Raw genomic sequence first — 8,744 nt, 5'->3', positions numbered from 1 at the left:
CAAGACACTCGGCTGGCGAACTCCCGCGGAAGCCCTCAACGATCACCTACTCTCGCTACAGAGCAGCGGTGTTGCAACGACCCCTTGAACCTGAGCTGGCTGCCGGCATCGGAGTGGTGGATCAGCTGCCCGGGAGTGTGCGGGCGGTCCTCGCGGTCGCGCTGCCACAGGGCCATCTCCAGTGCGTCCAGGACCAGTTGGGTCTCTTTGGAGGTGGAGGCGGACCAGCCGACGATGCGACGGGAGAAGGTGTCCACGACGAAGGCGACGTAGACGATCCCGCTCCAGGTGGCGACGTGCGTGAAGTCGGCGACCCAGCAGCGGTTGGGGGCACTGGCGACGAAGTCGCGGTCGAGAAGGTCCGGGGCCCGCCCGGCGGCCGGATCGATGATCGTCGTGATCACCTTCCTGCCGCGGACGGCGCCGGTGATGCCGAGTTCGCGCATGAGGCGCTCGACGGTGCAGCGGGCCACGGCATGTCCCTGCCGGTTCAGCTCGCGCCAGATCTTCCGGGCCCCGTAGACACGGTAGTTGGACGTGTAGACCTCTTGGATCCGCTCTTTGAGTTCCTCATCGCGCACGGAACGGGCGGAGGGGGAGGCGAGGCGTTTCTTGTGGGCGTAGTACGTGGAAGGGGCGATCTTGCAGTCGTGCTCGGTGAGCGTCCTGCAGATCGGCTCGACGCCGCCGAAGCGGTCCCGGTGCTCGTCGATGAACGCTACGAGCGTGTGTGTGGCCGGTCGAGCTCGGCCGCGAAGAAACTAGCCGCGGCCTTCAGGATCTCGTTGGCGCGCTTGAGTTCGGCGTTCTCCTTCTTCAACGCCTTGAGCTGGGCGGACTCCTCCGTCGTCGTCCCCGGACGCGTCCCCGCGTCGATCTCCTGCTGCTTCACCCAGTTCCGCAGCGTCTCGCGGGACCCGATGCCGAGCTTCTCGGTCACCGCTTGCAAAGCGGCCGTCTCGTTCGGGTGGTCGTCGCGCACCTCGGCGACCATGCGCACCGCACGGCGGCGGAGCTCAAGGGGGTAACGGGAAGGTCTTGCCATGACTCGATCCTTTCATGAAATCGAGCCTCTACTCGAACCGGGGCGGTTCACTGCATGTCGTCCTCCTCGTGGCAAGGCGCCCGCTTCTTGCGGATCAGCTCTTACGCGGCCAGTCGACGACGAGACGGCTGGAGGTCTTGTCGATGATGAAGCGCGGTTCGGTGGCCGCCAGTTGGCCGCGGGCGCCGCCGACGGCCAGGCGGAAGGTGGGCTGCGGCGCGTTGTTACCCCAGTCGCGGTGCCACTCGTGGATCTCGGTCGCGACCTGGTCGGCGAGCTCGGCGGCGCGCGGGCCGTGGCCGATGACACCGAGCTGCCAGAACTTGTCTTGCTCGTCTTCGCCCTCGCGCTTGGTGAGGTGGGCCAGGGTGTCGTCGTCGAGGGCGGCCATGGAGCCCCAGCCGAAGTTCGGGTTCAGGCCGGGGTGGGATCCGGGCACCCGGGACAGGGCATTGGGAAACACGAAGGCCAGGTACAGGTACAGCCATTGGTAGGTGTCCTTGCGGAACTTCACGCTGGTGAAGACCGTGGCCGGGGGCTGGTCCAGAACGTTGCGGATCGCATCACGGTCGACGCTCTGCTCGCTGTAAGTCTCCAAGCGGACGTCGCCCTCACCCGCCATGTCGACCATGGTGCGGATGTCATTGCAGACACCCTTGCGCAAGGGGACGAACGACATCATCTCGGATGAGACCGTCTTCCACGCCCGGCCGTCGCGTTCAAAAGCCAAGCAGCGGGAGATGCTGCCGCGGATCCGCATCGGGATGACCAGGCGTCCGCCGGGGGCGAGCTGGTCGAGAATCTGCACGGGGACGTCGCTTCCGACCTGCGACAAAGGGTGGAATCGTCCGCTGCGAAGCCGAGTTGGTCCGCGCCGGGTCCGGATCTTGGTGAGTAGTCCGTGGTGCTAGCGAGTGGGCCTCACGGTACCACATGGCACAGGTTGTAGAGACCGTCCGTGGGCGTCCACGTCAGTCCAGGGTTGGGGCGTAAGAGCAGGTCAGGGCGTCACGGTCCGGGGGAGTCGGCGTAGTTGGTGACAGACGTGTGACAGCGCCTGTGACAGGCCGGTGATAGGGCGAGGCCGCGCCGGGGAGCATGCCGGCGGGAGCCTCTGCCCGGAGCCACTAGACGAAGCCCCACCGGAGCACTCCGGTGGGGCTTCGTCTCGAGCTCGACTGTGCTTGTGCTTGCGCGCATGACGCGCTCGGCTCCTCATGCAGTTCGTGTTCCTGCGATGCGCTCGTAAACGCTGGATTTGCGATCGCAGCCACCAAGACGGGATCCACCAGACGACACGGCCCCGCGGGGAGACCGGGCGGGTTCTGTCGTGTGGTGGTTGATGCGCTGCGCCCTGCTCCGGCGGGCCCAGTGGTATTCCGACTGCCCGTGCATGTGTGACGTGGTGGCCACCGTTGGTGCTGAACCTGTGACGCACGCCGGACTTGGCCGTACGGGTGCCGCGCCCTGTCCCTTGTGCTCTGCCCGTCGCTGGTTTGTTCACGCAGTGCAGGGGAGACGCTCATGCGCTCGGGGGCCCCGCCAGTCGGCCACAGCGAAGCCATGCCGTCAGCCATCCGGCCTGCATAGCCGCGTCCAGCAGGTAGGTCGGGCGGATGCGGCGTCGTGGCACATACAAAAGGTCGATCGCCAGCAGGGTCATCGCAGTCCCTACACCGGTGCGGCGGGCCTGGCGGAGCCCGTCGGTCGTGGCCGGGCTGAGCAGCATGCTGGAGCCTGCCGTGGCGAGCAGCCCGGCGGTCGTCTGCTGCAGCCACTCCTCTGACTTGGGGCCGAAGACTCACTCGAAGCTGCGCAGGTGCAGCAGTGGCCAGCCGCCGCCGACCAGGTTGAACAGCCCTTGTGATCGGGCCACCCAGATGGGGTTCATCCCTGCCTCCTTGGCTGCGGCCGCACCGGCCGTGAGAGACCGAGGCGGACCTTGTGGACCCCGTCGGAGAAGTGCAGCAGTGGCTCCTCGGCGGGCGCGGGCAGCCCTGCCGCACGGGTCACGCTCTCGGCGAGGTCGTCGAGATGGGCTGCGCGCAGCGGCCAGGGCTCGTGCTCGACGGGCGTCTCCCACAAAGCGCCCGTGCTGTGCGTGAACGCCCGCCATCGTGACGCAAGCCACACATCTCGGTGCGTTGGGTGGATCGGTGGGCCCGGTCGTACGGTCATGCGGTAAGCCGACTCGCCGCCCCATCTTGATCCGGTGTACGTCACGCTTTCACCGCTGCGCGCCAGCCGCAGTCGCCCGAGGTGGTACGGCGCCCCGATGGCGCGAGCCGCCAGCATCACCGGGCTGGCCACCTCGATCGACAGGAACCACAACCCTTCCCGGCCGCCCGGTCCACGCACATAGGTGCGCAGATTGGTCTCCGGAAAGGCGGCCAGCGCCACAGGGGAGCCGGGAGGGCGTACGTCGGCCATGACGAACGGTGTGAGACCCACCCAGGCGTGCCCGTCATAGGTGTCGACCGTGAGCCGATCGGGCAGCAGGCGTTGGATGAGTTCTGGAGCGTACGCCCAGTGCAGAAAGGTCTGTGTCAGCCAGCCGGCCCGCAGCGCCGGCATGCGCACACGATGTTCCGGCCCGTACGTCACCACGCGCATCGACTCCCCTGCATGCCCATGTCCCAACCACGGCGAGTTTGCCGAGATACCGGCGGCTTCCGATCCGCCGCATTGGGTCGGACCCGGTGGACAAGCCCTTGATCTGGCTGGAGACCAGCTGAATGACATCTTTCAACGCTTGCTGGCGTTCCCGACCGATACCGGTGCGGTGGCGTGTCATGAGGCGGTCGGTCTCCGCGTGATCCCGTCCTGCCGCGCCGGCACACTGTCCTGACCGCCCAACTGCTCAGGTGTCTGTCCTTGATGTTCGTCGGCATGACGCTTCTCGACCCGGAAAGATCACGGGCGCGTGCCGAGCGCGTCGCGGGCCCGGTCCAGCAAGGAGGCGAATGGGCCCAGCGTCCACTGCAGCACGGGCGAACCGCGGGTGCGTGGGAGCCGCCCTTTCGGCCGTCAGCAGGCGCCTGCCCATGGTCTGCCGCTGCTCCGGGGTGCAACCTGCTTCCAAGGCCGGGAATTCCATCGCCTCCTCTCGGCCGGCGTGGGCGAGCACATCCTGCTGGAACTGCGCGAACTGAACGGCGAACTCCTGACTGGAGAGGTCCATCTTCTCCAGCTCGGCGAGCACCTTGTTCGCCTCCTGTTTCTCCGCATTACGGGCGTGGGCCTCGTCCTCGCCCGCGGTGTCCTTCGCAGCAGGGCGCACGATCATCTCTTCGGCCGTCTCGTGGACGGCCAGCAGACCCCGCAGCTCGTTGAAGGCATCCTGCTTGCGGGCCCCCTCGGCCCCCCGTACCTCTCCGAACAAAGCCCTGATGCGGGCATGCTGCCGCAGGAGGATCCCGACGACATCGTCATCAGGCAACTCCGCCGCCTTCTCACGTCGAGGTTCGTCGTCCCTCTCGGGGAACTGCGCGCTCATCGCATGTCCTTTCCACCGGTGACAGCGACCGGGTCACCCTCGCGGGCGGCGACAAACAACTTGCCAGCGGGACTCCGGCCATCGCGCGGCCGAGTGATCGAGTCTGGGGCTCGCTTCTGCCGGGCCGATCTTCCAAGGAGCTCATGGAGCCGACAGCCGAGTGCCGGAGCCGAGTGCCGGCCGACAGCCTCCGCAAGCGCGCGACGGCGCGTGCTGGTCGTCGCACGGCTGATCTCCAACGGTCTGTGCAAGCAGCTGGCCGACCGGCGCAGCCCTCCGCAGGAGTGGTTCCCCATGATGAGGTCGACGACCGCCCCGACTCCTCTCTTCCTTCCCTTTCGGGCGCACAGCTGCGGCGGTGGCTTTCACCGCGGCCGTCGCAGTTGGTGGTGCTGTACGGTGACGCCCACGTGGGCGACAGCGAGCAGCCCGGCGAGGGCGCGATCACCTTCCTCGTCGTGACGCGGAGCTGCCGATGCCCAGAGCGTCTCGCACGCGGTCGTAGACGCTCAGCGGTACGCCCAGCAGGGCGTTCCCGGGAGGCCGGCGGGGGATGACGGGGTGCGGATGCGTCGGGGCGGTCTGTCGTACCGCCGCCCAGGTGGTGCCGAGGGTGCGTAGCCGGGCGGTGTCCACCGCGCCCTGCAACCGGGGGAGGAGAAGGTCTTCCTCGTCCCTGATGTCCTGCCGTATCAGGGCGAAGGCCCGCCGCACCTTGTCCTCACGCCCGGGATCACCGGCGGGAAGGCGTTCGATGTCCGCGACGAGATCATTGATCTGCTGGTGTTCTTCCTCGACCCGGGCCGTCAGTTCCTCGCCGTCCGGGACCGAGGCCCGTACGGCGGGCCACAGCACCGTCTCCTCCGCGAAGGCGTGGCTGAAGACCAGTTGGACGACCTGCTTCAGGACCTGTTCCCGCCGGTGCAGGTCATCGAGGGTCAGGTACTGGTCCATCAGCCGATCCATCTCCTCGTGCTCACGGCGTTGCCGCACCAGAACGCTGCTGCCTCCACCGAGCTCGTCGACGGTCTGGTCCTTGATGGTCTTCGACATGGCCGCTCCCGTGCGTGCTCCGAGCCGGGCCGCGCCGCCTGCCGGGGCCCCGGATCTCCACGTCCGGCCGGGTACCCGGAGGGGGCCCGCTACAACGCGGAAGACCTCCGTGCCCGGTTGCACGGGGACGAGCGTTCAGGAGGGGCATGACAGGGGGACTCATCGGTCGGCAGGTGCAAGCGGTGAGCCGTCACCGCGAGAGTGCCACGGACTTGGCTGATTCGAACATTCCGGGGATCTGCCGCGGTACCCGTGACGGCGGAGACCGACCCGAGGAGGGAAACGGTGCCGCAGACCGACGATCAACTACTCGCCTTCGACACGAGCGACCTGGAGGACTGGGACGAGGACCGCGCGCGAGCCGCCCTCGGCGGAAGGCACGGCGCCCTGTACCGCAACCACCTGCTCATCGCTTGGCACCTCGACTCCTGGGCGGAGGCCGAAGGCCGCCGGACGGATGTCGACGCGCACTACAAAGCCGGATACAGACAGGCCCTGCAGGACATGGCCGCGTTTCTCAGACAGACCTACTACCTCCCCCGCGGCCCGGACTGAACCCCCGGTGACGCCCGGCTCCGCGCTGATCCACCGCTCGCATGCCGGCAGGCCCCGGCAACCCGAGGAGGCTGCAGATGAACGCTCTTCCGAATTCCGGCGTCGCCGAGCGCCGCTCCACCGGACGAAGCGCCGACACGAAGCTGCTCGGCATCTATCTCAACGACCACCTCGCCGGCGCCACCGCCGGCACCGAACGCGCCACCCGCCTGGCGCGCACCGCCCGGGGTTCCGCGCTCGGCCGCGCGATCGAGCCCGTAGCGACCGAGATCGCCCAGGACCGGAAAGCCCTGCTGGACATCATGCGAGACCTCGGCATCCCCGTTCGCCGCTACAAGGTGTGCGCGGGCTGGGCGGGCGAGAGGCTGGGACGGCTGAAGCCCAACGGCCACCTGGTACGCCCCTCCCCGCTCGGCACCGTACTGGACCTCGAAGCCCTGCGGCTGGGAGTCGAGGGGAAGGCGGCCGGCTGGCAGACCCTGCGCCGGCTCAGCGCCGTCGACGAGCGCCTGGACCCGGCCCGGCTCGACACGCTGCTCGAGCGAGCCCGGCAGCAGCAGGAGAGGATCGAGGAGTGGCGCGTCCGCCAGGCCGAGGAAGCACTGGCCACCACAGCCGGCTGAGCTCCTGCGTCAGGGACGTCACAGCCCGCTCGGCGAGGTCATTGTGGGGAGGTGTGGCCGTGCGTGTTCGGAGCGTCAGCGGTGTGTGCCCGCTGGAAGGTCCCGTACAGCAGCCACAGGGCCGGAATCAGCAGCACTGCGGTGCTGGCCTTGCGGAAGGCGAAGGCGGCGCCGCGGGCGATGATGCCGAGGGCGGCGAGGGTCAGCGGCAGGTAGAGAGTGGACATCACGGCGGCGAAGACCGGTGAGAAACCGGACCAGAGCAGCACGATCACGAAGATGAGCCAGACGTGGTTCGCCTCCCAGATCGGGCCGATGCTGTGCTCGATGAGCCGTCGCTGTGCGTCGCCCCGGCGTGCGCCCCCGGCGAGCAGATCCCACACGCCGGCACCGAAGTCGGCGCCTCCGAACAGGGCGTAACACGTCAGCCCGACCCACATGACGGCGAGGGCGGTGTCGGCGAGCACGGTGCCTCCAAGGACGGCTGCGGTTCGCTGGGTGGCGGCGGAATCGAGATGAGGGCCGAAGGAAGATCGGTCTTGTCGGAAGTCCCCACGCTGTGGGGTCAGACCACGGGATACCCCCGCACGTCCGCTTCCTGCGGTGCAGTCGGAACGGCCGTTGCCCGAGCCAGGCGGCGCAGCACGCATACCGTGGCGACGGTCATGGCGGCGTACACAACCAGCACCAGCCACAGGCCAGCCATCAGGCCGGGCGCGGGGTTCACGGCGTCGCGTACGCTCATCACCCCCCAGACGACCCACGGCTGCCGGCCCAGCTCGGTGACGGTCCAGCCGCTCTCCAGCGCCACCACGGACGCCGGCCCGGCGAGCGCGACGAGCACCAGGAGCAGACGGCTCCCACGCCGGTCCAGGAGTTCACCGCCCGAGCGCTGGGTGCGCCACCAGGCCAGAAGCAGCCACAGGCCGAGGGCCAGCAGGAAGAAGCCGACGGCGACCATGAGGTCGAAGGCCCAGTGGACACCGGTGACGGCGGGCCACTGGCTGCGGGGCACCGTGTTCAGTCCCTTGACGACCGTGTCCGTCCGGTAGCCGACCAGCAGGGAGAGACCGTCGGGGATCTCGAGGCCGTACTTGAGTCCGTCCTTCCCGGCGACGCCGCCGATGGTCAGCGGGACGTGGGAGCCGGTGCGGTACACGCCCTCGATGGCCGCCAGTTTGACCGGCTGATAGTCGGCCAGGAAACGGGCGGCCCAGTCGCCCACCACGATCTGGAACGGGGCGACGACGGCGCCGACGGTGAAGGGAATGGCGAAACCCGCCTTGTGATAGGAGTCGCGTCGACCACGCAGCAGGGCGACGGCGTACACGGCGGCGGTCAGGAACGCGGACACCATGAACGCGGCGAGGATCATGTGCACCGTTTGCGGCGGGCTCGCCGGGTTCAGCATCGCCGCCCAGGGGTCCACGTGGACGACCTTGCCATCGCGCAGCGTGAAGCCGCGTGGCTGGTTCATCCAGGCGTTCGCGCAGACGACGAAGAACGCCGAGGCGGTGCCCGCGATCACGATGGGAATGCCCATGAGCAGGTGCTTGCGGGGCGTCAGCCGGTCCCACGCGTAGAGGTAGATGCCGAGGAAGATGGCCTCGATGAAGAAGGCGATGCCCTCCAGCGCGAAGGGCAGCCCGATGACCTGGCCGAAGCGTCCCATCAGCCCGGGCCACAGCAGCCCCATCTCGAAGCTGAGGATGGTGCCGGACTGAGGTGCCCTGAGGTTTCCGGACAGGGGCCCGCGTAGGGTTATGAACGTCCGGAAAGAGAGAGAAGTGCCACCCAGATTCTCCCAGCAGTTCAAAGACGAGGCCGTCCGTATGGTGCTCGATGGCCCTCGCCCGATCACCCATGTTGCCGCCGAGCTCAGCATCCACGAGACCAGCCTCGGCAAATGGGTCTCGCAATACCGGGCATCGCTGAACCCCGGGCCGCAGCCAGGAACCGGCGAACCGAAGAC

At 68.2% G+C, this 8,744-nt stretch carries 9 protein-coding genes and 2 pseudogenes; 3 read left to right on the top strand and 8 right to left on the bottom strand.

Annotated elements, in window-relative coordinates:
• Nucleotides 1-35: 35 nt before the first annotated feature.
• The 6 genes from ABZS71_RS35110 to ABZS71_RS35085 form a co-directional block, all read right to left on the bottom strand.
• Nucleotides 36-674 carry an IS3 family transposase gene (locus tag ABZS71_RS35110; RefSeq protein WP_356216791.1) on the bottom strand — a complete coding sequence of 213 codons (639 nt, stop codon included), beginning with the start codon at nt 672-674 and terminating at the stop codon, nt 36-38.
• 44 nt (nt 675-718) lie between these two features.
• The gene (locus ABZS71_RS35105; RefSeq protein WP_356216788.1) at nt 719-1,045 is read right to left on the bottom strand and encodes a transposase; all 327 of its coding nucleotides are present in this window, start codon (nt 1,043-1,045) and stop codon (nt 719-721) included.
• Between the two features lie 94 nt (nt 1,046-1,139).
• On the bottom strand, nt 1,140-1,880 hold the full coding sequence (locus ABZS71_RS35100) for a hypothetical protein (RefSeq protein WP_356216785.1): 741 nt from the start codon (nt 1,878-1,880) through the stop codon (nt 1,140-1,142).
• A 1,052-nt stretch (nt 1,881-2,932) separates the two neighbouring features.
• Entirely contained in the window at nt 2,933-3,619 is a 687-nt protein-coding gene (locus ABZS71_RS35095) for a DUF2071 domain-containing protein (protein ID WP_356216782.1), read from the bottom strand.
• Between the two features lie 286 nt (nt 3,620-3,905).
• The gene (locus ABZS71_RS35090; protein WP_356216779.1) at nt 3,906-4,541 is read right to left on the bottom strand and encodes a hemerythrin domain-containing protein; all 636 of its coding nucleotides are present in this window, start codon (nt 4,539-4,541) and stop codon (nt 3,906-3,908) included.
• Nucleotides 4,542-4,985: 444 nt separating this feature from the next.
• Nucleotides 4,986-5,594 carry a hemerythrin domain-containing protein gene (locus ABZS71_RS35085; RefSeq protein WP_356216776.1) on the bottom strand — a complete coding sequence of 203 codons (609 nt, stop codon included), beginning with the start codon at nt 5,592-5,594 and terminating at the stop codon, nt 4,986-4,988.
• 285 nt (nt 5,595-5,879) lie between these two features.
• Between ABZS71_RS35085 and ABZS71_RS35080 the strand changes: the two genes are divergently transcribed.
• Nucleotides 5,880-6,149 carry a hypothetical protein gene (locus tag ABZS71_RS35080; protein WP_356216773.1) on the top strand — a complete coding sequence of 90 codons (270 nt, stop codon included), beginning with the start codon at nt 5,880-5,882 and terminating at the stop codon, nt 6,147-6,149.
• Nucleotides 6,150-6,226: 77 nt separating this feature from the next.
• Nucleotides 6,227-6,772 carry a hypothetical protein gene (locus ABZS71_RS35075; RefSeq protein WP_356216770.1) on the top strand — a complete coding sequence of 182 codons (546 nt, stop codon included), beginning with the start codon at nt 6,227-6,229 and terminating at the stop codon, nt 6,770-6,772.
• Between the two features lie 140 nt (nt 6,773-6,912).
• Here the strand turns inward: ABZS71_RS35075 and ABZS71_RS35070 are convergent.
• Together ABZS71_RS35070 and ABZS71_RS35065 are read right to left on the bottom strand one after the other, a co-directional pair.
• Nucleotides 6,913-7,239 (bottom strand): annotated as a pseudogene (locus tag ABZS71_RS35070) (cytochrome d ubiquinol oxidase subunit II); the annotation flags it as partial.
• A gap of 98 nt (nt 7,240-7,337) precedes the next feature.
• Nucleotides 7,338-8,492 (bottom strand): annotated as a pseudogene (locus tag ABZS71_RS35065) (cytochrome ubiquinol oxidase subunit I); the annotation flags it as partial.
• A 43-nt stretch (nt 8,493-8,535) separates the two neighbouring features.
• Between ABZS71_RS35065 and ABZS71_RS35060 the strand changes: the two are divergent.
• Nucleotides 8,536-8,744, top strand: a 209-nt coding sequence (locus ABZS71_RS35060) for a transposase (RefSeq protein ID WP_356216767.1), incomplete at its 3' end; no start/stop codon positions are given.

This window comes from Streptomyces sp. NPDC005393, from assembly GCF_040606675.1.
Lineage (GTDB): Bacteria > Actinomycetota > Actinomycetes > Streptomycetales > Streptomycetaceae > Streptomyces.
This window is presented reverse-complemented; position numbering and strand designations above follow the sequence as displayed.